The sequence below is a fragment of the Streptomyces xylophagus genome, assembly GCF_000716435.1.
Classification (GTDB): Bacteria; Actinomycetota; Actinomycetes; order Streptomycetales; family Streptomycetaceae; genus Streptomyces; species Streptomyces xylophagus.
The window spans coordinates 232,185-258,308 of record NZ_JNWO01000009.1; the positions used below are offsets into that span (position 1 = coordinate 232,185).

General features: G+C 70.1%; 25 protein-coding genes. 13 read left to right on the forward strand and 12 right to left on the reverse strand.

The genetic code is table 11. The annotated features are described in order from the left end of the window. Positions 1 to 33 precede the first annotated feature (33 nt). Positions 34 to 1,614 carry a DUF3152 domain-containing protein gene (locus OO70_RS23090; RefSeq protein ID WP_456113478.1) on the reverse strand — a complete coding sequence of 527 codons (1,581 nt, stop codon included), beginning with the start codon at positions 1,612 to 1,614 and terminating at the stop codon, positions 34 to 36. Between the two features lie 1,167 nt (positions 1,615 to 2,781). After that, complete coding sequence (locus OO70_RS23095; protein WP_043674645.1) at positions 2,782 to 3,948, reverse strand: alpha/beta fold hydrolase; 1,167 nt, start codon at positions 3,946 to 3,948, stop codon at positions 2,782 to 2,784. A gap of 164 nt (positions 3,949 to 4,112) precedes the next feature. Between OO70_RS23095 and OO70_RS23100 the strand changes: the two genes are divergently transcribed. The 4 genes from OO70_RS23100 to OO70_RS23115 all read left to right on the forward strand — a co-directional run bounded on the left by OO70_RS23100 (position 4,113) and on the right by OO70_RS23115 (position 5,997). Continuing rightward, positions 4,113 to 4,331: a hypothetical protein gene (locus OO70_RS23100; protein WP_043674648.1), complete on the forward strand. Its 219-nt coding sequence runs from the start codon at positions 4,113 to 4,115 to the stop codon at positions 4,329 to 4,331. A 211-nt stretch (positions 4,332 to 4,542) separates the two neighbouring features. Further along, positions 4,543 to 5,187 carry a TetR/AcrR family transcriptional regulator gene (locus OO70_RS23105; RefSeq protein WP_043674651.1) on the forward strand — a complete coding sequence of 215 codons (645 nt, stop codon included), beginning with the start codon at positions 4,543 to 4,545 and terminating at the stop codon, positions 5,185 to 5,187. A gap of 143 nt (positions 5,188 to 5,330) precedes the next feature. After that, positions 5,331 to 5,558, forward strand: a complete 228-nt coding sequence (locus OO70_RS23110) for a DUF3107 domain-containing protein (RefSeq protein WP_019072095.1) — start codon at positions 5,331 to 5,333, stop codon at positions 5,556 to 5,558. Between the two features lie 169 nt (positions 5,559 to 5,727). Beyond that, positions 5,728 to 5,997 (forward strand): hypothetical protein, encoded by a 270-nt coding sequence (locus OO70_RS23115; protein ID WP_043674654.1) that lies wholly within the window; start codon positions 5,728 to 5,730, stop codon positions 5,995 to 5,997. A 6-nt stretch (positions 5,998 to 6,003) separates the two neighbouring features. On the opposite strand, the gene OO70_RS23120 is transcribed toward OO70_RS23115, so the two are convergent. After that, complete coding sequence (locus OO70_RS23120) at positions 6,004 to 6,741, reverse strand: ferritin-like fold-containing protein (protein WP_106971747.1); 738 nt, start codon at positions 6,739 to 6,741, stop codon at positions 6,004 to 6,006. 480 nt (positions 6,742 to 7,221) lie between these two features. On the opposite strand from OO70_RS23120, the gene OO70_RS23125 reads away from it, so the two are divergent. Continuing rightward, positions 7,222 to 9,843: a DEAD/DEAH box helicase gene (locus tag OO70_RS23125; protein WP_043674660.1), complete on the forward strand. Its 2,622-nt coding sequence runs from the start codon at positions 7,222 to 7,224 to the stop codon at positions 9,841 to 9,843. Positions 9,844 to 9,990: 147 nt separating this feature from the next. Next, a complete protein-coding gene (locus OO70_RS23130; RefSeq protein ID WP_199827378.1) occupies positions 9,991 to 10,869 on the forward strand; it encodes an alpha/beta fold hydrolase in 879 nt (292 codons plus the stop codon). A 6-nt stretch (positions 10,870 to 10,875) separates the two neighbouring features. Here the strand turns inward: OO70_RS23130 and OO70_RS23135 are convergent, their stop codons facing one another. Beyond that, positions 10,876 to 11,769, reverse strand: coding sequence for an NYN domain-containing protein (locus OO70_RS23135; RefSeq protein ID WP_043674663.1), 894 nt, complete (start codon positions 11,767 to 11,769; stop codon positions 10,876 to 10,878). Positions 11,770 to 11,965: 196 nt separating this feature from the next. Here OO70_RS23135 and OO70_RS55400 point away from each other — a divergent pair, with 196 nt between their 5' ends. Further along, entirely contained in the window at positions 11,966 to 12,118 is a 153-nt protein-coding gene (locus tag OO70_RS55400; protein WP_019058373.1) for a hypothetical protein, read from the forward strand. A gap of 90 nt (positions 12,119 to 12,208) precedes the next feature. Here the strand turns inward: OO70_RS55400 and OO70_RS23140 are convergent, their stop codons facing one another. From OO70_RS23140 to OO70_RS23150, 3 genes are all read right to left on the reverse strand, one after another. Next, entirely contained in the window at positions 12,209 to 12,814 is a 606-nt protein-coding gene (locus OO70_RS23140; RefSeq protein ID WP_043674666.1) for a MarC family protein, read from the reverse strand. Between the two features lie 59 nt (positions 12,815 to 12,873). Further along, positions 12,874 to 13,731: a PHP domain-containing protein gene (locus OO70_RS23145; protein WP_043674669.1), complete on the reverse strand. Its 858-nt coding sequence runs from the start codon at positions 13,729 to 13,731 to the stop codon at positions 12,874 to 12,876. Positions 13,732 to 13,903: 172 nt separating this feature from the next. Beyond that, on the reverse strand, positions 13,904 to 14,545 hold the full coding sequence (locus OO70_RS23150) for a DUF6758 family protein (protein ID WP_043674672.1): 642 nt from the start codon (positions 14,543 to 14,545) through the stop codon (positions 13,904 to 13,906). Between the two features lie 148 nt (positions 14,546 to 14,693). Here OO70_RS23150 and OO70_RS23155 point away from each other — a divergent pair, with 148 nt between their 5' ends. Then, positions 14,694 to 15,944: an MFS transporter gene (locus tag OO70_RS23155; RefSeq protein ID WP_043674675.1), complete on the forward strand. Its 1,251-nt coding sequence runs from the start codon at positions 14,694 to 14,696 to the stop codon at positions 15,942 to 15,944. 54 nt (positions 15,945 to 15,998) lie between these two features. Here the strand turns inward: OO70_RS23155 and OO70_RS23160 are convergent, their stop codons facing one another. Next, positions 15,999 to 16,595, reverse strand: a complete 597-nt coding sequence (locus tag OO70_RS23160; protein ID WP_043674678.1) for a suppressor of fused domain protein — start codon at positions 16,593 to 16,595, stop codon at positions 15,999 to 16,001. 528 nt (positions 16,596 to 17,123) lie between these two features. On the opposite strand from OO70_RS23160, the gene OO70_RS23165 reads away from it, so the two are divergent. Beyond that, positions 17,124 to 18,242 carry a magnesium and cobalt transport protein CorA gene (locus OO70_RS23165; RefSeq protein ID WP_043674681.1) on the forward strand — a complete coding sequence of 373 codons (1,119 nt, stop codon included), beginning with the start codon at positions 17,124 to 17,126 and terminating at the stop codon, positions 18,240 to 18,242. 23 nt (positions 18,243 to 18,265) lie between these two features. After that, entirely contained in the window at positions 18,266 to 18,778 is a 513-nt protein-coding gene (locus tag OO70_RS23170; protein ID WP_043674684.1) for a hypothetical protein, read from the forward strand. A gap of 6 nt (positions 18,779 to 18,784) precedes the next feature. On the opposite strand, the gene OO70_RS23175 is transcribed toward OO70_RS23170, so the two are convergent. Further along, on the reverse strand, positions 18,785 to 19,510 hold the full coding sequence (locus OO70_RS23175; RefSeq protein WP_063749735.1) for a LolA-like protein: 726 nt from the start codon (positions 19,508 to 19,510) through the stop codon (positions 18,785 to 18,787). A 213-nt stretch (positions 19,511 to 19,723) separates the two neighbouring features. Between OO70_RS23175 and OO70_RS23180 the strand changes: the two genes are divergently transcribed. The 3 genes from OO70_RS23180 to OO70_RS23190 are packed head-to-tail and all read left to right on the forward strand — an operon-like array spanning position 19,724 to position 22,827. Then, positions 19,724 to 21,067 (forward strand): magnesium transporter MgtE N-terminal domain-containing protein, encoded by a 1,344-nt coding sequence (locus tag OO70_RS23180; RefSeq protein ID WP_043674686.1) that lies wholly within the window; start codon positions 19,724 to 19,726, stop codon positions 21,065 to 21,067. Beyond that, entirely contained in the window at positions 21,057 to 21,650 is a 594-nt protein-coding gene (locus OO70_RS23185; RefSeq protein WP_043674688.1) for a DUF1003 domain-containing protein, read from the forward strand. Before OO70_RS23180 ends, OO70_RS23185 begins: the two co-directional genes overlap by 11 nt. Before the next feature lie 43 nt (positions 21,651 to 21,693). Further along, complete coding sequence (locus tag OO70_RS23190) at positions 21,694 to 22,827, forward strand: Mrp/NBP35 family ATP-binding protein (RefSeq protein ID WP_043674690.1); 1,134 nt, start codon at positions 21,694 to 21,696, stop codon at positions 22,825 to 22,827. 67 nt (positions 22,828 to 22,894) lie between these two features. Here OO70_RS23190 and OO70_RS23195 read toward each other — a convergent pair whose 3' ends face one another. The 3 genes from OO70_RS23195 to OO70_RS23205 form a co-directional block, all read right to left on the reverse strand. Further along, the gene (locus OO70_RS23195; protein WP_043674693.1) at positions 22,895 to 23,551 is read right to left on the reverse strand and encodes a hypothetical protein; all 657 of its coding nucleotides are present in this window, start codon (positions 23,549 to 23,551) and stop codon (positions 22,895 to 22,897) included. A gap of 222 nt (positions 23,552 to 23,773) precedes the next feature. Beyond that, the gene (locus tag OO70_RS23200; protein ID WP_043674695.1) at positions 23,774 to 24,214 is read right to left on the reverse strand and encodes a sec-independent translocase; all 441 of its coding nucleotides are present in this window, start codon (positions 24,212 to 24,214) and stop codon (positions 23,774 to 23,776) included. Positions 24,215 to 24,426: 212 nt separating this feature from the next. Beyond that, a complete protein-coding gene (locus OO70_RS23205) occupies positions 24,427 to 26,046 on the reverse strand; it encodes a S1C family serine protease (RefSeq protein ID WP_043674698.1) in 1,620 nt (539 codons plus the stop codon). Positions 26,047 to 26,124 lie beyond the last annotated feature (78 nt).

Sequence of the window (26,124 nt, forward strand, 5' to 3'; positions counted from 1 at the left end):
CGGCTCGTGTCAATGTGACATAAGCGTCGCCCGTCAACTCCCCGGGTACGGCCAGGGGTTCGCGAGGCAGTGGATCCCGTCATGGTCGAGGAACTTGGTCTGCTGCTGCATGACCGGCGCCAACTCGCCGTCCTTGTCGCAGGTGACGTGCCCGTAGCCGAGACGATGACCGACTTCATGGTTGATCAACATCTGTCGATACGCGTACATCTTGTCCCCATATGTTGACGACCCCTGCGCCCATCGATACGCATTGATCATCACGCGTTCGGTGGAGGCCGAGTCGCACGACACGTTGTCCTCAGTCGTGTCGAGCCCGGACTTGGCGCACCACTTGGCGGTAGTACCAGGGCTGGCCAGGGTGATCACGAAGTCCGGTTTGCCGGAGTAGATCCGCTCGAAGGTACGGGCACCGTTGTGGGCCCAACTCCGGCCGTCGTTGAGCGTCTTCTGCACGGCCTCGGCGAAGAGCGTCCCGTCGAGCCCGAGTCCCTGTTCCACGTCCACGCGGTACGTGTACTTGTGCCCCTTGCCGGGCGCCTTGTCGACACCGGGCACCGCGTCGAACTTGTCCGGCCCCTTGAGCTTGGCGCTGAGCGGGTACTTCTTGTCCATCATCTGCGCGTACGTCAGTGTCGCCACGCGGGGAGAGGCGGACGGGCTGGACTGCGGCGAGGCCGTCCCCCTCACGTCACGGGCCTGATCGGTGGCCGCCTGCGACCGCACACCGTCGTCGCCGCCGTCCTTGGCGACCTGCCCGGCCACGATGACGGCCAGCACGGTGGTGACGGCAGCGGCCGCGATGCCGGTGTAGGCGCGTCCCTTGCGGCCCTTGGCGGGGGCGGGCGCGGAGCCGGTCCGGTCAGGGTCGGCGGGAGGCGCGTCGCCGGTGTCGCCATCGGTGTCGACGTCGCTCTCGGGGGCCCAGTCGGTGACGGAGCCGTACGGGTCGCTGGGGTGCGTCGCGACGCCTGTCCGAGGCGCGAAGACGTCCTCGTCGCCCGCTTCGAAGGCGTCGACATAGTCCTGCCGGGGCCCACGACCGGCCCGACCGTGTCGCCGGCGACCGGGCTGAGGGGCCTGGCGCTGCCGAGGTATGGAGACCGCCGGGCCACCCGGGCCGGAGGGCATGGCGGCGGCGGGGGCTTGGGGCGTAACAGGGGTACCAGTTGCACCAGGTACGCCGGGCGGACCTTGAGGAGTGCCGAGAGGTCCGCGCGGCACGCCGTATCCCACACCGGCACGTCCCCTCAACTCACCCCAGCCACCACCGGATTCAGGCTGCTGGGGGTGACCGGCACGGGCTTGGGGGGTGCCGTCGGGGACACGGGGGACACCGCGCGCGGGAGTGCCTTCGGGGAAGCCGGGAGTTCCTTGCGCGCGGGTGCCGCCGAAGAAACGGGGTGTGCCGTGCGCAGGAGTGCCGTCAGGCGTGCGGGGAACACCGCGAGCCGGGGTGCCATCAGGAAGCCTGGGAAAGCCGTGCGCGGGCGTGCCGTCCGGCAGCCGAGGCACGCCGTGTGCCGGGGTGCCGTCGGGAAGCCTGGGAAAGCCATGCGCCGGAGTACCGTCCGGCAGCCGCGGGACACCGTGGGCCGGAGTTCCGTCGGGCAGCCTCGGAAAGCCATGCGCCGGAGTGCCATCAGGAAGCCGGGGAACACCGTGAGCCGGAGTTCCGTCCGCAAACCCCGGGACGCCACGAGCAGGCGTGCCGTCCGGCAAACGGGGGACTCCGCGCGCGGGAGTGCCATCAGGGAGACGCGGGTCTCCAGGAGTAGGAGCACCGCCGAAGAAACCCGGGGTCCCGTGAGCCGGGGTCCCGTCAGGGAGACGCTGTCCTGCTTGAGCGGGCGGCGCGCTCCGGAAACGCGGCACTCCATGGGCGGGAGTCCCGTCTGGAAAACTCTGCGCACCCTGCGCGGGCGACGACCCCTGGAAGCGCGGCACGCCGTGGGCCGGGGTTCCATCCGCGAAACGCGGCCCCCCTTGAGCGGGCGCTGTCCCTGGGGAACGCGGAACTCCCCACGCAGGCGTGCCGTCCGCCATACCGGGAATCCCGTGAGCCGGGGTCCCGTCCGAAAGGCGCGACTGCCCTTGACCGGGCGGCCCACCCTGAAAACGAGGCACCCCCTGAGCCGGGGTCCCGTCCGCGAAACGCGGCGCACCCTGCCCGGGCGGCACTCCTTGGAAACGCGGTACACCGTGAGCCGGAGTCCCATCCACGAAGCCCGGTATGCCTTGACCCGGGGTCCCATCCACGAAGCCCGGTATCCCTTGAGCCGGAGTCCCGTCCGGCAGACGCGACCCCCCTTGGCCGGTCGCCCCTCCTCCGGAGCGCGGGACACCCCGCACAGGCGGGCCGTCCCCCACGCGCGGCACCCCATGAGCCGGCGTCCCCTCAGGGAATTGCGACGCCCCGTACCCCGGGTTCCCGCCTGCCGAAGGCTGCTGCCGGCCAGGTATCACCCCAGGTCCGGGCCGCCTCTGCCCTACCCCGGCACCCGCACTCTCACCCGGCACCGAACGCCCCGGCGGCACAACGCGCTGACCCGCCCGGCTGCCGTCCCCTACCTCATCCGCCCCAGGACGCGCCCCGCGCCCAGGCACCGCACCAGCCTCGGATCCACCCCGCCGACCCACACCTGCACCTGTGCCTGCCCCGGACCGACCCCCCTGGCCCCTGTCGGAACCCTGAGCGCCTGTCCCGGCCCCCCTGCCTATGTCCGCGGGGTCACCCTTCGCGGCGGACCTGCGGCGACTATGGCGTCCCACGTCGCCCCCTCAGCTCCCCGCGTTCGTATCGTCGGCCTTGTCATTGGCCCCGGCACCGGACCCCGTACTCGCTCCGGCGCCGTCGGCATCCCTCACCGTACGCACCGAAACGCCGTCACGGGACCCCCGCGCACCGCCCCCGCCACCTCGGCCGAAACCTTCCGTCTCGACGGTACGGCGATCGCTCGCGGCACCGGGGCGCTCACCAGCAGCGGACGCCAACTCCCCTGAGTCCGCCAGGAGTTCGCGGAACGCCGTCGCCACCGTCTCCGGGTACTCCATCATCGCGACGTGCCCGGCGTCCGGCAGGGACAGCAGGCGGGAGTCGCGGAAGGTGCGGGCGGCCCGCTGGGCCATGCGGTAGCCGACCAGTTGGTCGCGGCCGCCGTAGACGAGGAGGGTGGGGGCCAGGACGCGTTCGGCCTGGCGCCAGAGGCCGTGTTGGCCGCCCAGGGTGTACGCGTTGACGATGCCGCGGGAGGAACGGGCCATCGCGTCCCAGAAGTACGGCAGTTGCAGGCGCCGCTCCAGTTCCTCGACGGCGTGGCGGAACGCCTCGGGTGTCACCTGGCCGGGGTCGCCGTAGCAGAGACCGAGGACGCCGCGGACGCGCTGTTCGGCCGTCCAGTCCCTGCTGATGCGGGTGAACAGGGCCGCGATCCCCGGTACGCCCAGCAGTGCCGTCGGCACCGCCGAGCGCTGGACGCGGATCTCCGGCAGGGCCGGGGAGATCAGCGTGAGCGTGCGGACGAGGTCGGGGCGCACCGCGGCCACCCGGGTCGCGATCGCGCCGCCCAGCGAGTTGCCGAAGAGGTGAACAGGGCCGCGCCCGGCCGCGTCGAGGTAGCGGATGCACGCGCGCGCGTGCCCGGTGACGGAGTAGTCGCCGTCGTCCGGTGGCGGGGAGTCGCCGAAGCCCGGCAGGTCCAGGGCCTCACTGTCGACCAGGCCCTCGAGCTCGGCCATGAGCTGCGACCAGTTCTGCGAGGAACCGCCCAGCCCGTGGACGTAGAGCGCGGGTGGCAGTCCTTCGCGTACCGGGGGCCTGGACCGCACCGTGAGGGTGATCCCCGGCAGCCCGACCGACCGGAGCCGCTCCCCTTCGCCGACCCTGACGGGCGCCACCTTGGGGAGCACACTGGCGGCCGACACGGAAGGCAGCTCTGTCGAAGACATGCGGCAATGTTACGAGACGATCACGCAGTGGCTCGTGTGTTCGCCGTCACAGACACACCCACAGGTCCGCGCGCAGACACACCCATGGGCCGCGCATGGACCCACTCACCGCATGGCGTCCCGGTCGGGTGGGTCCTAGGCTCGTACCTGGAAGGGAGTCCGCAATGGCCGTCGACCCCACCGATCCCGAGACCTTCGAGGTCGAGAACGACGACGCCGAACTCGACGTCGAAGCACCAGAGAACGACGCCGCCGAGCAGCTGACGGACCTCACACCGGACCACGACGACCCGCTGACGGCGCTGGATCCGGACTCCGCGAACGAGGCCGACGTCATCGAACAGGCCCGGGTCGTCTCCCTCGACGAGGACGACTATCGCTGACGCCCCCCTGTCACCGCTGTCCTCGGCGGGTAAGAAACAGGCGCCGAGGCGCCCTCCCCTGCCCGCTCCATCCCCCTTCGAAACACTTTGCGCCGCTTTCGCAGCCGTCCGGTCCGTGAAATTCTGCGCTCGCACCGCGCACACCACGGTTACCGAAAAGTACGATGGCGGCGCGGCGCTCACCGCATGAGGACGACATTTGGGAGGCGGCGTGACAGCCATCGAGCAGACAGAGGCGGCGCGCCCGCGGGGCACCCGCCTGCCGCGCCGTGCCCGACGGAACCAGCTGCTGGGCGCCGCCCAGGAGGTCTTCGTCGCGCAGGGGTACCACGCGGCCGCGATGGACGACATCGCCGAGCGCGCCGGCGTCAGCAAGCCGGTGCTCTACCAGCACTTCCCCGGCAAGCTCGACCTCTACCTCGCCCTCCTCGACCAGCACTGCGAGTCGCTGATCCAGGCGGTGCAGACCGCGCTCGCGTCGACGTCCGACAACAAGCAGCGCGTCCGGGCGACGATGGACGCGTACTTCGCCTACGTCGAGGACGACGGCGGCGCCTTCCGGCTGGTCTTCGAGTCGGACCTGACGAACGAGCCCGCCGTGCGCGAGCGCGTCGACAAGGTGACGAACGAGTGCGCCGAGGCGATCTGCGACGTCATCGCCGAGGACACCGGCCTGTCGCGGGCCGAGTCGATGCTGCTGGCCTCGGGTCTTGGCGGCCTCGCCCAGGTCGTCGCCCGCTCCTGGCTGCACAGCGACCGCAGCGTGCCGCGCGACCAGGCGGTCCAGCTGCTGGCCTCGCTGGCGTGGCGCGGCATCGCCGGTTTCCCGCTGCACGGGAACGAGCAGCACCACTGACCCCCGGGCTCCCTTTTTGTTCCCGTCCGTTGTTCGCTCCTGGCGTTCCCGGCGCTGAACATCTCCGTCCCCTCACCGGGCTAATGTGTGCTGAGTACGGCGCGGAAGATCGCGCACTTTGCTGACCGTCGGAGGGACATAGCGTGGAGGTCAAGATCGGCGTGCTGCACACGCCTCGCGAGATCGTTCTGGAGACCGGTCAGAGCGCCGAGGAGGTCGAGCAGGCCGTGGCCGAGGCACTGACCGGGAAGGCTCCGCTGCTGAGCCTCGTGGACGAGCACGGCCGCAAGGTTCTCGTCCCCGCCGACCGACTCGCCTACGTCGAGCTCGGCGAGGCGGCCCCGCGCAAGGTGGGCTTCGGCGCGCTGTAGTCGCGAACGGACGAGGGGGCCCGGTGACCGACGAGGTCACCGGGCCCCCTCGCGTTTCCGCCACAGATGGAGCACAAGTCACCCACAGGGGAGGATTGCATTCCGCAGGTCACGGGTATGACCGGCTACGACCGCAGTACGCAGGCCGACCGTGGGAGGGACCCCCGTGATGATCCTGGAAGCGCTCGGCTCCGCAGTGCTGGGTCTGCTGCTCGCGTGGGCGGCCACCCACCGGCTCGCCCACCGTCTGCCGACCCGCGCCCTGGTGTTCTCCACGGGTGTCGCCGGAGCCCTTTTCGGTGACTTCGTCACCCACAGCGCGCTGGGCCCCGGCAGCGGTCTGCCGAGCCTGCTCGGCGCGGCGGTCGTCTCGGCCGCCTCGCTGTCGCTGCTCCTTCGACCCGCGAGACGACTCCGGGGACGATCCGCCCCCGCATAGCCGTAACTAGGCGGCGAGCCCCAGTGCCGCCATCCGCTTGGTGTGCGCCTCGGTGATCCGGGAGAACATCCGGCCGACCTCCGCGAGGTCGAAACCGTCGGCCACGCCACCCACCAGCATCGTCGACAGCGCGTCCCGGTCGGCGACCACCCGCTGGGACTGCGACAGCGCCTCACCCATCAACCGCCGTGCCCACAGGGCGAGTCGGCCACCCACGCGCGGATCCGCGTCGATCGCGGCGCGTACCTTTTCTACGGCGAAACTGGCGTGCCCGGTGTCGTCCAGGACCCCGAGCACGAGCAAGCGGGAGTCCTTGTCGAGGCGGGCGGCGACCTCGCGGTAGAAGTCGCTGGCGATCGAGTCGCCGACGTACGCCTTGACGAGCCCTTCCAGCCAGTCCGAGGGCGCCGTCTGCTTGTGGAAGCCGTCGAGCGCGGCGACGAACGGCTGCATCGCGTCGGTCGGCTCGGCCCCGATCTCCGTGAGCCGGTCCCTGAGCTGCTCGAAGTGGTGGAACTCGGCCGACGCCATCTTCGCCAGCTCCGCCTTGTCCGCGAGCGTCGGCGCCAGCTTGGCGTCCTCCGCGAGCCGCTCGAACGCCGCCAGCTCGCCGTACGCGAGCGCGCCGAGCAGGTCCACCACCGCGTTGCGGTACTGCGGGTCGGCGGCGGCCGTCGCCCAGTCCTGGGCGGCGACTCCGGTGGGTTCGGCGGGTCCGTCGGAGGCGTTGTCAGCGGTCGTCATGAAGCGCACAATAGCCCGCTCACAGCACGGCGGAAGTCCCTGGTCAATCAGTGTGACGACGACTACGTGACCAAATCGGCCAACGCATGTGCGCGATTCCGGGGTATGGTGGTAATGCGCCCGCCGAGTATTCGCCGGGCCGCACGAATGAGGATGCCCGGTCGGTGGCCCGATCGGCTCCGACCCGACAGCCCTCCTCGCCCGTACGGCACGTTGCGTACGAAGTTCGGAGGGGGACCCTCAGCGGTTCGAGCGCTAGAGCGTCGGCAGTGGTCCCGTGCAGTACGGCTTGCCCTCGCGGGTTGTCCGTAAGGCAGCCGACGTCCCCGGCACGGTCCTGACACGACCCCCGCGCTCGCCTCGCACCGCGCACACAGAAGAGGCAGCACCCTGACTACTTTCCGAGAGCTCGGAATCCTTCCCGAGACCGCTGAGGCCCTTGAGGCCGTCGGTATCGTCTCCCCGTTCCCGATCCAGGAGATGACGCTCCCCGTCGCCCTTTCCGGCACGGACGTCATCGGCCAGGCCAAGACCGGCACCGGCAAGACGCTGGGCTTCGGCCTCCCGCTCCTGGAGCGCGTCACCGTCCCCGCGGACGTCGAGGCAGGCCGGGCCAAGCCCGAGCAGCTGACCGACGCCCCGCAGGCACTCGTCGTCGTCCCCACCCGCGAGCTGTGCACGCAGGTCACGAACGACCTGCTGACCGCCGGCAAGGTGCGCAACGTCCGCGTCCTCGCCATCTACGGCGGCCGGGCCTACGAGCCGCAGGTCGAGGCGCTCCGCAAGGGCGTCGACGTCATCGTCGGCACCCCGGGCCGCCTGCTCGACCTCGCGGGCCAGAAGAAGCTCGACCTCAAGCACATCAAGTCGCTCGTCCTCGACGAGGCCGACGAGATGCTCGACCTGGGCTTCCTGCCCGACGTCGAGAAGATCATCAACTTCCTGCCGGCCAAGCGTCAGACCATGCTGTTCTCGGCGACCATGCCAGGCGCGGTCATCGGTCTCGCGCGCCGCTACATGACGCAGCCCACACACATCCGCGCCACCTCGCCGGACGACGAGGGCGCGACGGTCGCGAACACCAAGCAGTTCGTCTACCGCGCGCACAACATGGACAAGCCCGAGCTCGTCGCCCGCATCCTGCAGGCCGAGGGCCGGGGCCCGGTCATGGTCTTCTGCCGTACGAAGCGCACGGCGGCCGACCTCGCCGACCAGCTCCAGCAGCGCGGCTTCGCCTCCGGCGCGGTCCACGGCGACCTCGGCCAGGGCGCCCGTGAGCAGGCGCTGCGCGCGTTCCGCAACGGCAAGGTCGACGTGCTCGTCTGCACCGACGTCGCCGCCCGCGGTATCGACGTCGAAGGCGTCACGCACGTCATCAACTACCAGTCCCCCGAGGACGAGAAGACCTACCTGCACCGCATCGGCCGTACGGGCCGCGCGGGCGCCAAGGGCATCGCGGTCACCCTCGTCGACTGGGACGACATCCCGCGCTGGCAGCTCATCAACAAGGCGCTGGACCTGGGCTTCCCGAACCCGCCGGAGACGTACTCCACCTCCCCGCACTTCTTCGAGGAAATGAACATCCCCGCGGGCACCAAGGGTGTCCTGCCCCGCTCGGAGCGCACGCGCGCCGGGCTGGCCGCGGAGGAGGTCGAGGACCTCGGCGAGACCGGCGGTCGCGGCGGTCCGCGTGGCCGGGGCGGTCGTGGTGCTCGCGACGGCGGCCGTGACAGTGGTCGTGATGGTGGCAGGGGCGGTCGCGACAGCGGCCGGGACAACAGCCGGGACGAGTCCCGTTCCGCCGACACCGAGCGCGCGGCGCGCACCCCGCGCCGCCGCCGTCGTACGCGCAACGGCGCCCCGATGGAAGGGACTTCGGCGGCTCCGGCCGTGACGTCGTCCACTCCGGAGGAGACCGCGCTGGCCGCCTCCGAGGACACCGCGACCCGCACCCCGCGCCGTCGTCGCCGCACGCGCAACGCAGCGACGGGAGAGCAGCTGCCGGCCACGACAGTCGCACCCGAAGCCGCCGAGAGCGCAGTGGCCACGGCGGAGGGCTCGACCCTGGACGCCCCCGCGACCTCGCGCCGCCGCCGTACCCGCAAGCCGGCCGAGGCCGAGATCGTGACGCCCGCGGCCGAGGTCGTGGTCGCCGAGACCCCGGTCGTCGAGGAGACGCAGCCGCGTCGCCGGACCCGTAAGGCCGTACAGGCCGCGGAGCCGGTCGAGGCCGCGCCGGAGACGGCAGCCGTGGCCGCGGTCGACACGGCCGAGGCCGTCGAGACCAAGCCGCGCCGCACCCGGACCCGGAAGACCGCGGCTCCGGCCGAGGTCGCCGCCGTGGAGACCGCCGAGGTCGTCGAGACCGCGCCGCGTCGCCGTACCCGCAAGGCCGTCGCCGACATCCCGGCGCAGGTCACCGAGGAGCAGGGCAGTGCCGCCGAGGCGTCGCTCGACTCCGCGGAGGGCACGGAGACGAAGCCCCGCCGCCGTACGACACGGAAGGTCGCCGAGGCTCCGGTCGTCGCCGCAGAGGCGCCGGTCGCGGCTGAGGTCAAGCCCCGCCGGACCCGGAAGACCGCGGCCCCGACCGAGGTCGTCGCCGTGGACACCGCCGAGGCCGTCGAGACCAAGCCGCGCCGTACGCGCAAGACGGCCGCCGTAGCCACGGAGGCGCCGGAGGTCGTGGAGACCAAGCCGCGTCGCACCCGTAAGGCCGCGGTCGCCGCCGTGGACACGGTCGAGGCCGTCGAGGCGAAGCCCCGTCGGACCCGTAAGGCAGCGGTCGCCACCGAGGCACCGGAGGCCGAGGCCGCAGTAGAGGCGAAGCCGCGTCGCACCCGGAAGACCGCGGCCGTCGCCGCCGAAGCCGCTGTCGACACGGCCGAGGGTGTGGAGGCCAAGCCGCGTCGCACCCGCAAGGCTGCGGTCGCCGCCGAGATCCCGGCCCAGGTGGCCGAGGAGCCGGAGGCCAAGCCTCGTCGCACCCGTAAGACGGCCGCCGTCGCCACGGAGACGGCGGAGGCACCGGAGGCGAAGCCGAGGGTGCGCCGTCCCCGCAAGACAGCGGCGACAGCGGCGGTGGAGGCCACCGAGGGCTGATACGCCCCCGAAGGTCAACAAATCGGTACCGGACGGCCCGGCCCACGTGAAGTGGGCCGGGCCGTCCGCGTTCCCCCGCTCCCCCGTTAACCCCGGTTACACCCTCCCGTTCCCGGCCCGCTCAACCCCGCCGGATAACCTCACCCCATGAGCAAGCCCCCCTCCTTCACCCCGCCCCCCGGCGCTCGCGCGTACCCGTTGCGGACCGCTCGCGGTGAGTTCGCCGTCGTGGACTCGCCCGTGGGCGACGGTGTCGAGCCGAGAGGGGTCGCGCTGTTGCTGCCGGGGTTCACCGGCAGCAAGGAGGACTTCAACCCGTTGCACGAGGCGTTCGCCGCGCGCGGGTACCGGACCGTCGCCGTGGACGGGCGGGGACAGTACGAGACCGACGGGCCCGCCGACGACGAATCCGCCTACGCCCAGGGCGAGTTGGCGCGGGACGTGCTCGCGCTGGCCGAGGCGGTCGGTGCGCCGGTGCACCTGCTCGGGCACTCCTTCGGCGGGCACGTCGCACGAGCCGCCGTGCTGCTCGACGACTCGCCGTTCGTGTCGCTGACGCTCATGGCGTCGGGGCCGGCGGAGATCTCCGCCTCCCAGCAGCAGCGCGTGAAGCTGTTGCGGGACGCGCTCGCCGTGATGTCGATGGCCGAGGTGTGGGACGCGATCCAGGCGATGGAGGCACCCGAGGAGACCGAGACCGGCGGTGCGCTGGACGAGGGGCTCGACGACCGGGCCGACCTGCGGCGCCGCTGGCTGGGCACCAAGCCGGCCCAACTCCTCGCGGCGGGACGCCAGTTGTGCGTCGAGCCGGACCGGGTCGCCGAACTGGCCACCGTACCGCTGCCCTTCCACGTCCTGTCGGGTTCGCGCGACGACACCTGGCCGGTGCCACTGCTCGACGACATGGCCGTACGACTGAAGGCGCGGCGGACGGTCATCGCGCGGGCCGAGCACTCACCGAACACGGACCAGCCGGCCGCGACGGCCAAGGCCATCGCCGACTTCTGGGACACCGCAAGCCAGTAGAAAACGCTAGTACTGCGTCTGCAGGTGCTCCCAGAACCCGTCCCGCAGCGCCCGCCGCAGATCGGCCTGGCCGCGCAGGGAGTACTGGAGCAGCCCCTCCGCCTCCACCAGCAGGTCCTGGTCGACCGCCCCCGGCAGATACGGATGCCCGGGCAGCAGCTCCACCAGCGCCTCCCGGCCCCGCGCCGAGAGCCACTTCGCCGCGATCTGCGCGCCCACGAACCGGACGTCGTCGCGAGTGGGCCGGGTGGCGGTGGCCTCGTAGACGGCGGTCGCGCGCCGGGAGACGTACGGCTTGAAGAAGTCGAGGTCGAAGGTGCGCTGGCTGTCGACCTCCCAGAGGAGCGGCTCGGCCTGGTTGCGGCCCTCGGGGGCCTCGATGCCCCACAAGTGGACGCGGGCGCCGTACCCTTGGGCCGCCTCGACCGCCGACACCAGGTCCTCGTCGCCGCCGATGAGGGCCGCGTCGCTGATGGCTCGGTGCCGGGCGAGGGACTCCAGGTCGGAGCGGATGAGTGAATCGACGCCCTTCTGCTGGTTGTTGGCGTTGAGATTGCCCAACCGCACTTTCACGTCAGGGAGTTCGGCGATGGCCTGCTGCTCCGAGGTGTGGATGCGGCGCCGGGCGCCGTCGTACCAGTAGACCCGCAGCAGCCGGCTGTCCGCGAAGATCGTGCGGGCCTTGTCGATGAGCGCCTCGATGAGGCCCTCGGTGTCGAGGTCGAAGGTGCGTCGGTCCTCGGTCCCGGAGACGAGCCGGCCCGCGGCTGCATACAAATACCCGGCGTCGACGAAGATCGCATGCGTCGAGGGCGTCTTCGCCACTTCGGCGAGCATGCGCTGCAGCAGCTCGTTCGTGCGGTCGATGCGGGCGCTGAGGGCCGCGAGGTCGTCGTTCATCGCCTCCATTGTCCCGGCGGTCACGCTGCGAACACAACCGGTCCCGGTCAGTCTCGCGCCGATCTCTTACCGGTCAGTAATTAGGCGTGCGAAAAATTTCCTTAGCGTAGGGAATGTTTGTAACACGCATCCCGTTGACTACATACGTAACCAAGTAGTTCTCCTCAGGAGGATGACCAGACGAAGGGAGAAGCCAATGCGCTTCGAAATCATGCGTCTTGACGAGGTCGACGGCACCACCGTGGACAGCACCGTCGTGGACGCCGCCTCCGTCAATCGGATCGTGCAACAGGCTGCCGCCATAGGACAGCGCCTGTGGATCCGCCCCGCCGAGACCAAAGCCTCGTAACACCGACGACATTCCCGCAGAGCTCCACCAGACTTCAGAACCCCCGTACGGCACCGATGCCGTGCGGGGGTTCTGCGTGTCCGGCCCCTCTCAGCTCGCCCGGATCACCTGGGTGATCCCGTTGATGATCTGCTGCACGGCGATCGCGGACAGCATCATCCCCGCGAGCCGCGTCACGAGCACCACCCCGCCGTCCTTGATGACCCGGATGATCAGCAGCGAGTACCGCATCACCACCCACAGAACGACATGGATCGCGAGGATCGCCGTCCACACCGACACCTGCGTGGCCACGCTGTCGGCCTTCTGCACGGCGAGGATGACGGACACGATCGCACCGGGCCCGGCGAGCAACGGCATGCCCAGCGGTACGAGGGCGACGTTGACGTCCTTGGTCTGCTTCGGCTCGTCGGTCTTGCCGGTGAGCAGATCGAGCGCGATCAGCAGGAGCAGCAGCCCGCCCGCGATCATCAGCGCGGGCACGGAGACATGCAGATAGTCGAGGATCTGGTGCCCGAGCAGCCCGAACACGGTGATCACGCCACCCGCGACACACACGGCCTGGAAGGCCATCCGCTTCTGCACCTTGGACGGTCGTCCGGAGGTCAGCGCGAGGAAGATCGGGGTGATCCCAGGGGGATCCATGATGACAAAAAGGGTCAGGAAGAGAGAGCCGAAGACGGCGACGTCGAACATGGGTGAGCCACAAGCCTTGCAGGTGAGAGTGAGCGGAGACGAACGGTCGGAGGCGGGGTTCAGACTCCGCCGGCCCCCGGCACCGGGAACGCCCCCGTGGCGCGCCGCGTGATCTCGCCGTAGACCTCGGGATCGGTCGTGTACTCACCGAGCTGCACGCTCTTACGGCTCCCGTGATAATCGCTGGACCCGGTGACGAGCAGCCCGAGCTCCTTCGCGAGCCCCCGCAACCGCACCCGCGTCTCGGCATCGTGGTCCATGTGCTCGACCTCGATACCGTCGAGCCCGGCCGCGGCCATCTCGGCGATCGCGGCCTCGGGCACGGTGTGCCCACGCTTGCTGGCGCCGGGGTGCGCGAACACGGTCACGCCACCAGCGGCCTTGACGAGCCGGATCGCCTCGAAGGGATCGGTCTCGTGCTTCGCCACATGGGCCCGCCCCCCATCGGCGAGCCAGTCCACGGTGAAGGCGTCATTGACGGTCGGTACGACACCCAACTCGACCAGCGCGGTGGCCACATGCGGCCGCCCGACCGACCCCTGACCGGCGATCCGCGCGACCTGCTCCCAGGTCACGGGCACACCCAGTTCCTGCAGCTTGGCGACCATCCCCTGAGCCCGAGGCACCCGATCGTCCCGCACCAACTCCCGCTCGGCGAGCAGAGCCGGCTCCTCGGGATCGAACAGGTACGCCAACAGGTGCATGGAGACCCCGTCGATCCGACAGGACATCTCAGCCCCGGTGACCAGCGTGAGCCCCGAGGGCAACGCGTCGATCGCCTCGGCATACCCACGACTGGTGTCGTGGTCGGTCAACGCAACAACATCCAGCCCGGCAGCGGCAGCGTTCCGCACCAACTCAGCGGGCGAATCCGTCCCGTCGGACGCCGTGGAGTGGGTGTGCAGATCAACACGCACGCGCAGACTCCAAACGGCAACAGTTCAACGGGGGACCACTCAAGGGTAACGGCAACCCCGGGACCCTATAAACGCCCCAGGGATCTCGCCCTTAAGGGGCGCGAGGAACTGCGCGACCAGCCACAACGCACCCGCAGACGCCCCACAACAGAACCCGGCACCCCCTTAGGCGCTACGGCTCCAGCAAGCGCGGCGACAAGGCTCCGCACGGCACCAGATCCACCTCTGCCCCCGCATCCCGCAGATCCGTAAGCACCAGCTCGTCATACATCAACAACCCCGACTGCTCAGGCCAGACAACCGCCCACAGCCACAACCCCAACGCCTCCCCCGCAAACACCGCCCGATCACCCGGCGCGGACGCGACATGCCACAACGGCGTAGGCCGCCCCGCGGCAAGCAGCTTCGCCTGAGGAGGCTTCTCGACGTTCATATAAGGCCCAGGATCCGGCCCATCGATCCCCGCATACCGCGCACCAAGGCCGACACCCAGCTCCTCGGCGACAAGGATCAACTCCCCCATCCCCCCAAGCGGCCCGGGCCCGGTGCAGGCGACCGCCGTAGCCCGCCCCCCACTTCGGTCATCGCCCGCACAGGCCACACCGGTGAACAGCCATCCGACCGGCAACGGCCACGGCATCCACACCGGCACCTTCGTCCGGTGCACCACGACACTGAGCGCCTCGACGCTGGGCGGGATCACGGGCTGCAGCGGATGCACGGTCCCGTGGACATCGCACTGCCAGGAATCGGCGAAGAGTCCGGGAGCCCTGACCCGGCCACCACACTTCGGGCAACTGGGTTCGCCCCTCATAGGGCCCCACGGTCCTACCCTCGCTCCCCCACGTCAAGGACGATCACCCGTCCGGCCGGGACCACTCACGGAGCGAAACTAGATGCAGCTTGCATTAATTACCCAGCCTAACTTACTATGTGCATATACCAACTACTTGGGAGGAAGCATGGACGACCCCTTCAGTGCGGGAGCCGGCGCGGGAGCCGACGCCGGCGCGGGCAGCATCCTGCGGCAGCCGAAGGCCGTATGGGCCACCGCCGGCGCCTCGGTCGTCGCCTTCATGGGCATCGGACTCGTCGACCCGATCCTGCCGTCGATCGCCAAGGGCCTGGACGCCACGGCCGGCCAGGTGTCCCTGCTCTTCACCTCGTACTTCCTGATCACCGCCCTCGCGATGCTGGTGACCGGCTTCGTCTCCAGCCGCATCGGCGGCCGCAAGACCCTGCTGCTCGGCCTCGCCCTCGTCGTGGTCTTCGCGGGCCTCGCCGGCACCTCGAACTCGGTCGCCGAACTCGTCGGCTTCCGGGCCGGCTGGGGTCTGGGCAACGCGCTGTTCGTCTCGACGGCCCTCGCGGTCATCGTCGGCGCGGCGGCCGGCGGCAGCGCCGCGGCGATCCTGCTCTACGAGTCCGCCCTCGGCCTCGGCATGGCCTGCGGCCCGCTGCTCGGCGCCCTGCTGGGCAACCAGAGCTGGCGCTACCCCTTCTTCGGCACCGCGTTCCTGATGGCGATCGGCTTCCTGTGCATCACGGTGTTCCTGAAGGAGCAACCGAAGCCCGCCCGCAAGACCTCACTCCTCGACCCGCTCAAGGCCCTCGGCCACGGCGGACTCGCCTCAGCCGCCGTCTCGTCCTTCTTCTACAACTACACGTTCTTCACCGTGCTGGCCTTCACCCCGTTCGTGCTGGACATGACCCCGTACAAGTCCGGTGCCGTGTTCTTCGCGTGGGGCCTGCTGCTCGCCGCCTTCTCGGTCCTCGTCGCGCCGCGCCTGCAGGCCCGGTTCGGCTCCCTGAAGGTCCTCGGCGGCTCACTCGTCCTGCTCGCCGTCGACGTGCTCGTCCTGGGCTACGGCAGCCACACCACCGCCGTCGTCTGCACGATCCTGTCCGGCGCCTTCATCGGCGTGAACAACACCGTCTACACCGAGTTGGCCCTCGGCGTGTCGGACGCGCCGCGCCCGGTGGCGAGCGCGGGCTACAACTTCGTCCGCTGGTTCGCCGCCGCTGCCGCGCCGTTCTTCGCGCCGCGGATCGAGGGGTGGAGCAACATCCACATCCCGTTCGTGGTCGCGGCGATCACCGCGGCGCTGGGCGCGCTGGTGGTCCTCGTACGACGGAACGCGCTCACGCACGAAGCCGAGGAACTGGAGCCGAGGCACGCGGTGGAGGACAGTGTCGCGGTGTTCGCCAACTGACGGATTCCGGCCGGGCGTTGGTGAGATCGGTCACGCGTACGGTCATCCAAGAGGTCAGTCGAGCGGGACGGATTTGCGGGACGGGTCCCGTAGGTCCGTCCCGTTCGTCAGCCAGCGCTCCTGGAGGGCCTGCGCGCCGTGGACGCGTTTCCAGGCGGCCTCGTTCGGGGTCATGGGGAGCAGTGGCAGGAAGCGGACCGGGTCCAGGGGCTCGTCGAGTTCGAGGTCTTCGACCAGGCCACCGGGCTCGGCGACCAGTACCGAGGTGAACGGGGCGCCGGGCCACAGCGGTTCGCCCACGTCGAGGGAGGCGCCGGGGGCCACGACCACGCCCTCGACCTGCGGGGACGCGGCGAGTACGGCGAGCGGGCGGAGCACCTTGTCGGTGTCGGCGTGGCCGCCGCGCACGGACAGGACCAGCTCGGCGCGCGGTCCCGCGACCGGGTCGGCGAGCATCGCCGCGGGGTCGCTCATCGGCTGCGCGGACATGCCGAGCGTGGCGTAGCGGACGATCGCCCCCTCCTGGTCGTCGTCCTGGAAACGCAGCACCTCGACGCGGTCCGTACCCAGGAAAGTGACCGCCGCGCGCGCGTCCGGTTCGCCCAGCGCGGTACGCAACCGGGCCTCGACCAGAGCAAGAACATCAACCATGCGGGGAGCATAGAACTCGTCAGTACCGGGCAAAGCAGCGCCTTGACACTTCGGCCGGCTGATAGTCTTGGCCGGTCGTTCGGGGCAGCACGCTGAAGCGTCGCGATCAAGTCCCGACGCCGTTGAGACTCCCCTACGGGGGACCGGCCGGAGGAGGTGGGGCTGCAATGGACCGAAGTCGACCTGGCAGTACCACCCGCTCTTCCGGCCGCTGATGTCGTAGCTCTGGTTCCGGCCTCCAGCCGGCTGTCGCCGCTCGCACTTCTTCACCGTCGCGGAAGAGCACTTCGTTTCTTTACCTGATCTGTCCGGCCGTGTCTGTGGTCCGCCTGTTCCGAAGGCGGCCCGAAGTCGGTCGGTGCCTGTAAGTCAGTGCAGTGCCTGTATCAGTAGCGAAACTCGCCACCGCGACGGTGCGGTGCTCCCCGCTTTGTGGACGTGCCAAACATCCGCACACAGGACGTCCCCATTCCGGGCAGTTCCAACCGTCGTTGGCGCCTTTCGTTGCTCGTCGCGAAGGAGCCCGCCATGTCGATGATCCGCGACCTGCGTGCCGTGGTCCGCCCGTCCCGTCCCTCCCTGCGCAAGGACGGCGGCGCGTACGACACCACGCGTGACCCCGGTACCCCGTCGGCCGTCGTCGACTGCGCCGTCTACCGCGACGGTGCCCGCGTCGACACCGGCAAGCCGCTGACCCCGCACGAGGCGATGCGTCTGGTGCGCCGCGACGGGGGCTTCGTGTGGATCGGGCTGCACGAGCCGACCGAGGCCGAATTCTCCGGTATCGCAAGCGAGTTCGGGCTGCACCCGCTCGCCGTCGAGGACGCCGTACAGGCCCACCAGCGCCCCAAGCTGGAGCGCTACGACGACTCCCTGTTCACCGTCTTCAAGACCATCCACTACGTCGAGCACGACCAACTCACGGCCAACAGCGAGGTGGTCGAGACCGGCGAGGTCATGTGCTTCACCGGGCGGGACTTCTTCATCACCGTCCGGCACGGCGGCCAGGGCTCGCTGCGGGCGCTGCGGCACCGGCTGCAGGACGACCCCGAGCTGCTCGCGCGCGGTCCCTCGGCGGTGCTGCACGCGATCGCCGACCACGTCGTCGACGGCTATGTCGCGGTCGCGGACGCGGTGCAGGACGACATCGACGAGGTGGAGACCGAGGTGTTCACGCCGGGCCGCAAGGGCGGGGTCTCGCGCGGTGTCGACTCGGCGCGGATCTACCAACTCAAGCGCGAGGTACTGGAGTTCAAGCGCGCCGTGTCGCCGCTGCTGCGTCCCATGCAACTGCTCAGCGAGCGGCCGATGCGGCTGATCGACCCCGACATCCAGAAGTACTTCCGCGATGTCGCCGACCACCTCGCCCGGGTCCAGGAGCAGGTCATCGGCTTCGACGAGCTGCTCAACTCGATCCTCCAGGCCAACCTCGCGCAGGCGTCCGTCGCGCAGAACGAGGACATGCGGAAGATCACCGCGTGGGCCGCGATCATCGCCGTACCGACGATGGTCACAGGGGTGTACGGCATGAACTTCGACAACATGCCGGAGCTGCACTTGAAGTACGGCTATCCGCTGGTGCTCACCTTCACCGTGACCGTCTGTCTGTCGATCCACCGCATCCTGAAGCGCAACGGCTGGCTGTGAGCGGCCTGGATAGGCTGAGCGCCATGACAAGCGAGCTGCTCGAGCAGGCCCTCGTCGAGGAGGCCACAAAGAAGTCCGGCCTCGTCTGGGTCAACGGCCCGGGCGTCCCGGCCCGCGCCCTGTGGCATGTCTGGCACGAGGGCGCGGCCTGCCTGATCGGCGACGGACCGGGCGAACAGCCGCTGCCGGGACTGGTCGACGGCGGCACCGCCGAGGTCACGGTCCGCAGCAAGGACAAGGGCGGCCGACTGGTCTCGTGGACGGCGAAGGTCGTGGAACTGGCACCGGACTCCGAGGCCTGGACCGCGGCCGTAGCCGAGCTGAAGGGCAAGCGGCTCAACGCCCCCGACGGCGAGGCGATGACAGGGCGCTGGGCACGCGAGTGCCGGGTACTGCGTCTGGAGCCGACGGGAGCGACGGCCGACCTGCCGGAGGGTTCGCTGGCGGAGCCCCCGCTGCCGACCCCGGCGACGACCCGTCAGCCGATCCCGGCGAGCCTGCCGCGCCTGCTCCTGAAGAAACGCAAACGCAGGTAACTGCCGCTAGGAAGACGGCAGTTGCTTGCCGTAGTCGACAGTGTCGTCGTCCGCCGGTTCCGTCACGGCGAAGCTCTTGCCCCAGTCCGAGAAGGTGAGGGTGCCCGCGCCGCCCGCGCGGACCAGCCGGAGCGGATACGGCTTGCCCTCCAGCGAGACGTCGAGGGTGCCGCCGGAGCCGTCGTCACCCGTGATGCGGATGGTGCGGACACCGTTCTGGTCGTGGTGTCCGTCCGTCGCGAGTGTGCCGTGCAGAGTCAGCAGACTGGAAAGGAGCACGTCCTTGTCCGTGAAGCCACTGAACTTCTTGTACGAGGGGTCGCCCTGCGGCACCTTCACGTACTTGCCGTGCAACGAGTCGCCGACGCCCGAGTCGCCGTTGCTGTTCCAGAAGTCCGCATCGGCCTTCAGGTACAGCTGCTCGCCGACCCTCAGCAGCCCGAAGGTCGACCCCTTCGAGGTGACCGACCCGCTGCCGCCGTCGGACTTCAGCCGCATGTCGAGCGTGTACGTCCGCCCGCTGGTGACGACGGTCCCGGACAGCCGTACCGCGCCGGCGGCACCCGCGGCCGACACCGACGTCGACTGGATCTTGTCGGCGGCCAGCTTGCCGACCCCGTTCGTCCCCGCGTCCGGATCCTCACTGCACCCCGTCAGCCCCGTCACGACCAGGGCACACACCGCGCCGAGCAGCGCCGCACGACGGTTTCGGACCGGGGGGATCGCAGTCACAGGTGGGGGGCCTTTCGTGCGGCGGGGGGGGCGATGGCGTACGGCAGCGTACCGGGGCCGGCGGACGGCGGCGGAGCCAGTCCGTCCGGACCGCCCACCTGCGCGGATCGCAAACGGACGGGCTAGCCTGAAGCCCATCCGAGCGGGCAATTCGGAACATCCGGAAACCATCAAAAGAACGCCTCGAACCACGAAAAGAATGGAGGTGCGGCCATGGCAGGGGGCGCTCCCCGAGTCTTCGTCTCGCACCTCTCCGGTGTCGCCGTCTTCGACCCGAACGGCGACCAGGTGGGCCGCGTACGCGACCTGATCGTCATGCTGCGCGTCGGCCAGCGGCCACCCCGGCTGCTCGGCCTGGTCGTCGAACTCTCCACCCGGCGCCGCATCTTCCTCCCCATGACCCGCATCACCGGCATCGAGTCCGGCCAGGTCATCACCACCGGCGTGCTGAACGTCCGCCGCTTCGAGCAACGGCCCACCGAGCGGCTGGTGTTCGGCGAACTGCTGGACCGGCGCGTCACCCTCGTCGAGACCGGCGAGGAGGTCACCGTCCTCGACCTGTCGGTGCAGCATCTGCCGGCCCGCCGGGACTGGGAGATCGACCGCGTCTTCGTACGGAAGGGCAGGAGCGGCGGAGCCTTCAGAAGGGCCAAGGGCGAGACGCTGACCGTGGAGTGGTCCGCCGTCACCGGCTTCTCCCTGGAGGAGCAGGGACAGGGCGCGGAGAGCCTCCTGGCCACCTTCGAGCAGCTGCGCCCCGCCGACCTCGCCAACGTCCTGCACCATCTCTCCCCCAAGCGGCGCGCCGAGGTCGCCGCCGCCCTCGACGACGACCGCCTCGCCGACGTCCTCGAGGAGCTCCCGGAGGACGACCAGATCGAGATCCTCGGCAAGCTGAAGGAGGAGCGCGCGGCGGACGTCCTGGAGGCGATGGACCCGGACGACGCGGCCGACCTCCTCTCCGAACTCCCCGAGGACGACAAGGAGCGCCTGCTGAACCTGATGCAGCCCTCCGAAGCGGCCGACGTACGCCGCCTGATGTCGTACGAGGAGCACACGGCGGGCGGCCTCATGACGACCGAGCCGATCGTCCTACGGCCGGACGCGACCGTCGCCGACGCGCTCGCCCGCGTCCGCAGCGCCGACCTCTCGCCGGCCCTGGCCGCGCAGGTCTACGTCTGCCGCCCGCCCGACGACACCCCGACCGGCAAGTACCTCGGCACGGTCCACTTCCAACGGCTGCTGCGCGACCCGCCGTACACCCTGGTCAGCGCGATCATCGACGACGACCTGCAACCGCTGGACCCGGACGCGACGCTGCAGCTCATCGCCGGGTTCTTCGCGACGTACGACATGGTCGCGGCGCCCGTGGTCGACGAGACCGGGTCGCTGCTCGGCGCGGTGACGGTGGACGACGTACTGGACCACATGCTGCCCGAGGACTGGCGGGAGACCGAGTTCCATCTCGACGAGGGCGAGACCGAGGGCGAAGACGAGCACGAGGCAGACTCAGCGACATCGGCAGAGGCGGAGGAGGTGGCGGCTCATGACTCCTGAGCGCGAGACCACACGCGAGCGGACACCGGCGGGCGCGACCGCCACCACCCGGACCCGGGCCCGGCTCGACCAGCCGCGCCCGCCCCGGCGCCGGCTCGTGCCCGAGTACGACCCGGAGGCCTTCGGGCGGCTGTCGGAGCGGATCGCGCGGTTCCTCGGCACCGGGCGGTTCATCGTCTGGATGACGATCGTCATCATCGCGTGGGTGCTGTGGAACATCTTCGCCCCGCGCGCCGTGCGCTTCGACAACTACCCGTTCATCTTCCTCACCCTGATGCTGTCGCTCCAGGCCTCCTACGCGGCCCCGCTGATCCTGCTCGCGCAGAACCGGCAGGACGACCGCGACAAGGTCAACCTCGAACAGGACCGCAAGCAGAACGAGCGGTCGATCGCGGACACCGAGTACCTCACCCGCGAGATCGCCTCCCTGCGGATCGGTCTCGGCGAGGTGGCGACCCGGGACTGGATCCGCTCGGAACTGCAGGACCTGGTGAAGGAACTCGACGAACGGCACGACAGGCACACGGTATTCCCGACAGTCCGGGCAGAACGGTCCCGGGCACGTGACGTAGACGACCGCTGACGGGCTTACCGGGGGCCCTGTGCGGCGCCGTACCATCGTCCCTATGGCTACGGAAGACGCGGTGCGTGAAGCGCTGTCGACGGTGAACGACCCCGAGATCAACCGACCCATCACCGAGCTGGGGATGGTCAAGTCGGTGGAGATCGGTGCGGACGGAGCGGTCGCGGTGACCGTGTACCTGACGGTCTCCGGCTGCCCGATGAGGGAGACGATCACGCAACGCGTGACCGATGCGGTCTCCGCGGTCGACGGTGTCACCCGCGTCGACGTGACGCTCGACGTCATGAGCGACGAGCAGCGCAAGGAACTCGCGACCGCCCTGCGCGGTGGCAAGGCCGAGCGCGAGGTCCCCTTCGCGCAGCCCGGTTCCCTCACCCGCGTGTACGCGGTCGCCTCCGGCAAGGGCGGCGTCGGCAAGTCCTCGGTGACGGTGAACCTCGCCGCGTCGATGGCGGCCGACGGTCTCAAGGTCGGGGTCGTCGACGCCGACATCTACGGCCACAGCGTGCCGCGCATGCTGGGCGCCGACGGCACTCCCACCCAGGTCGAGAACATGATCATGCCGCCGTCGGCACACGGCGTGAAGGTCATCTCCATCGGCATGTTCACCCCGGGCAACACACCGGTCGTGTGGCGCGGCCCGATGCTGCACAGGGCCCTTCAGCAGTTCCTGGCGGACGTGTACTGGGGCGATCTCGATGTACTTCTTCTTGATTTGCCGCCCGGGACGGGCGACATCGCCATCTCCGTCGCCCAACTCGTCCCGAACGCCGAGATCCTGGTCGTGACGACCCCTCAGCAGGCGGCGGCCGAGGTCGCCGAGCGGGCGGGCTCCATCGCCGTACAGACCCACCAGAAGATCGTCGGCGTCGTAGAGAACATGTCCGGCCTGCCCTGCCCGCACTGCGGCGAGATGGTCGACGTCTTCGGCTCCGGCGGCGGCCAGTCGGTGGCGGACGGCCTGACCCGCACGACCGGCGCCTCGGTCCCGGTCCTGGGTTCCATCCCGATCGACGTCCGCCTCCGAGAGGGCGGCGACGAGGGCAAGCCGGTGGTGCTGAGCGACCCCGACTCCCCTGCGGGCGCGGCGCTACGAGCGATCGCGGGCAAGCTGGGCGGGCGGCAGCGAGGTCTTTCGGGACTGTCCTTGGGGATCACCCCCAGGAACAAGTTCTAGGGCAGCCAACCAGGGGCGCGGGGAACTGCGCGACCAGCCACATACGGCCCGCAGTTCCCCACTGGTTTTACTCGTATGTGCCGATGTCCTTGATCATGGCGAAGCCGAGCCCGTACGCGCTCATGCCCCTGCCGTACGCCCCCACGTGCACGCCCTCCTGCGTCGACCCGGCGAGCACCCAGCCGAACTCCGACTCACGGTAGTGAAAGGGCGTCGGCACCCCGTCCACCGGCAGGGACAGCGTCGACCAGTCGTCACCGGCAAGGTCATCCGCCAGCACCCACGCCGTCTCCGTCTGCTGCTCCAGCCAGTCGTCCCGCAGCGTGTGGTCCATCTGCCCGGGCCAGGTGAAGGACAGCAGCCCCACCCCGGCGAGCCAGGCAGCGGAGGACACCGACGTGGCCTCCAGAAGACCCGTACCGTCCGCGGTGCGCCGCGCCGGGTTGCCCGCGACGGTGACGACCACCGCGAACTTCTCCTTGTCCTCCGTGCCTTCGTTGCGTACGGAGGGCTCGTCGCCGTGCCCGATCGAACCGTGCTCGACGGCTCCGTCCGCCGCCATGCCCACCTGCATCAGCCAGCGCGGCCCCGTGAAGGCCTCGTCGAGGCCGTACCACGGGAAGGGCGCCAGCAGGTAGCTGTCGACCGTGCGCCGGGCGGAGGGGACCTGTTGTCCACCCTCCGCGGCCGGCGCCTGCGCGCCTACCCGACTCGTCGTCTCCATGCCCGGACGCCTCCTCGCTCTCGTCGGACCGGGGCGGCCCGCCCCCCTTCGGGCGACTCGCCCGGTCCGCACAACAACTCGGCAGCATAGCCACCTCGCGGGAAGCAGCCCGGAAAGCGCCCGGCGCGTGAGGCGCACGGGGGCCGTGTTCAGGCCGTACGGAGGCGTGGAAGACGTCGGGGACGTATGAAACGCGTCACGTATGACGCGCCTGAGGCACGGTCAGGTGGCGTCCGCGTCGAAGGGCGGGCGCTCGTCCTTCTCCGGGTCCTCGGGCTTCTTTGTCATGTCGAGACGACCGCTGCCGGAGGAAGAGGAGGACGAAGAGGAGGAGGGGGTGTCCGCGTTCTGCACGGCCTCCGTGACCTCGGCCATCTCCTTCTTCAGGTCGAAGCCGTTGCGGATCTCCTTGAGCCCCAGTTCGTCGTTGTCCAGCTGCTTGCGCAGGAACGTCTTGGGGTTGAGGTCCTCGAAGTCGAAGTCCTTGAACTCCGGGCCCAGCTCCTCGCGGATGTCCGCCTTGGCGCTCTCCGAGAACTCTCGGATCTTCCGGATCGTCCGCATGACGTCCTGGATGACCTTCGGGAGCTTGTCCGGACCGAAGACGAGCACAGCGAGGACGATGATCGTCACCAGCTCTAGCGGTCCTATGTCATTGAACACCTGAAGCTCCTAGCGATGTCCTCGGCCCTCGGCCCTCGGTGGTCTGTGCGGTCTTCCGTGGTCCGGGCCGGGTCCACGGTACCCGGCGATCCCACCCGACCGGTACTGTCCCGGGGGCTACGAGTGGGTGTACACGACCGGTTTTCCGGGTTGTTTGCCTAGTGGGACGGGGCGCGGGGCTCTCACCTGTGACGTTTCTGTCAATAACCGGCTCATCCCGTGGTCGAGGAGCCGAGGACGAGCGACACCGTCATGTCCTTGCCGTCACGCCGGAGGGTCAGGCGCAGCTGGTCGCCGGGACGGTGGGCTCGGGTCCTGACGATGAGTTCGTCGCCGGAGTGGACGCGCTCGCCGTCGACCCCGGTGATGATGTCGCCCGCTTTGAGGCCGGCCTTGGCACCGGGGCCGCCGGCGGTGACGGCGGGACCGTCGCCGCTGCCCTTCGCGGCGACGCGGGCTCCGTCGCCGGTGTAGTCCATGTCGAGGGTGACGCCGATGACGGGGTGCGTGGCCTTCCCGGTGTTGATCAGCTCCTCGGCGACACGCTTGGCCTGGTTGACGGGGATGGCGAAACCGAGCCCGATGGAACCGGCCTGACCGTCTCCCGTGTCCGTACCGTCGTCGGCGGAGCGGATCGCCGAGTTGATCCCCACGAGCCGCGCCTGCGAGTCCAGCAGGGGCCCGCCGGAGTTGCCGGGGTTGATGGGCGCGTCGGTCTGGAGCGCGTCGACGTACGAGACGTCACTCCCGTCCGCCGCGTCGCCGCCGGCCGTGATGGGCCGGTCCTTGGCGCTGATGATCCCGGACGTCACGGTGTTGTCGAGATCGAAGGGCGCCCCGATCGCTACGACGGGGTCACCGACCCGCACGTTGTCGGAATTGCCGAGCGGCATCGGCCGGAGCCCCCGCACACCGCTCACCTGCACGACGGCGAGGTCGTATCCGCTGTCGTGCCCGACGACCTTGGCCCTCGCGGTCTGTCCCCCACTGAAGCTCACGGATATCTCACCGTCGCTCCCAGCGGGCTGCACGACATGGTTGTTGGTGAGGATGTGCCCCCGCGTGTCCAGCACGATCCCGGTACCGGTCCCCGACTCCTCGTCCCCGGTCACATGCAGGGTCACGACACTGGGCAGGGCCCGAGCGGCGATCCCGGCCACACTGTCCGGCGCCCGCCCACTGGCCTCCTCCCCGGCCTGCGACAACACGATGTCCCCACCCGCGCCGTCCCGCTCGATGTACGCCCCTACGACCCCTCCGACGCCCCCGGAGAGCAGCGCGATGCCGAGCGCGGAGGCGGCGAGGCGTTTCCGGGCGCGGTTGCGGCGCTGCTGGTGGGTGAGAGCGGGGGCGCCGTTCTGCTGGAGGGGGGCGGGGGTTGCCCAGGGGTCGTAGCGGTGCCAGGGGTTGGTGGCGGGGAGGTCGGGGTGCGGGTCAGGATCAAGGTCGGGGTCGGACGGTGATGGTGGAGTTTGGGCACCACCGGCACCACCGGCAACAGGGGCACCAGGGGCCCCTGTAAGCACCTGTGGCGCCACGTCGTACCCGGAGGTGACCGTCGGGTGCTGGACGGGCGGCGCAGGCGCCCAGGGACCCGGCTGGCCGTACGGCGGGGTGCTGTGGGGGTCGGGGTCGTGCAGGGGCTCGGGCCGGTGGGCGGGTGCCGGTATGGGAGAGGCCGGTTCGAGGTCACCGTCAACGTCCGCAGCCACACCGCTGGTTGGAGACTCGGCCCCATCCGCACCCGGCGTCATCGCTCCGGAATCCCCGGCCCGGCCCCGACCCCACCACTTCGACTTCGTGGGCCTCGGTTTCGGTGTCCCGTCGTTCATGTGCTCCCCACCAACCGGCCGCGCCACCCCGTACTCCCCGGATTCAACCAGGTTCGCCGGTCGCGGTGCAGGGGCTGG